The sequence below is a fragment of the Shinella sp. M31 genome (assembly GCF_049199205.1).
Classification (GTDB): domain Bacteria; phylum Pseudomonadota; class Alphaproteobacteria; order Rhizobiales; family Rhizobiaceae; genus Shinella.
The window spans coordinates 1-744 of sequence record NZ_JBLZPH010000037.1; the positions used below are offsets into that span (position 1 = coordinate 1).

Sequence of the window (744 nt, forward strand, 5' to 3'; positions counted from 1 at the left end):
CACGCCGGCTTCGGTCTTGAGCTTTTCGACCAGCTCGGCGACCGACTTGACCTTGACGCCCGCCTTGCGGCCCGACGGCTCCTCGGTCTTCAGCACCTTGAGGCGCGGGCTCGTATCGACGCCGAAATCGGCAGGCGACTTCTTGTCGAGCGGCTTCTTCTTCGCCTTCATGATGTTCGGCAGCGAGGCGTAACGCGGCTCGTTCAAGCGAAGGTCCGTCGTCACGACCGCCGGAAGCTTCACCTCGATGGTCTGGAGGCCGCCGTCGACTTCGCGCGTCACCTGGGCAGAACCGGAACCGATCTCGACCTTGGAGGCGAAGGTCGCCTGTGCCCAGCCGAGCAGCGCCGACAGCATCTGGCCGGTCTGGTTGGAATCATCGTCGATCGCCTGCTTGCCGACGATGATGAGGCCCGGCTGTTCGGCATCAGCAACACCCTTGAGGATCTTGGCGACGGCGAGTGGCTCGACGGCGTCTTCCGTCTCGACCAGCACGGCGCGGTCGGCACCCATGGCGAGCGCGGTGCGCAGCGTCTCTTCGGCCTTCGCCGGACCGATCGACACCACGACCACTTCCTCGGCCTTGCCGGCTTCCTTCAGCCGCAGCGCTTCCTCGACCGAAATCTCGTCGAACGGGTTCATCGACATCTTGACGTTCGCAAGCTCGACGCCAGACCCATCCGACTTCACGCGGATCTTTACGTTGTAATCAACAACGCGCTTCACTGGGACCAAGATCTTCAT

At 63.3% G+C, this 744-nt stretch carries 1 protein-coding gene; it reads right to left on the reverse strand.

Annotated elements, in window-relative coordinates; all coding sequences use genetic code 11:
- The coding region (locus ACOZKU_RS05625) for an electron transfer flavoprotein subunit beta/FixA family protein (protein WP_421578024.1) at positions 1-744 on the reverse strand (744 nt) is incomplete at its 3' end.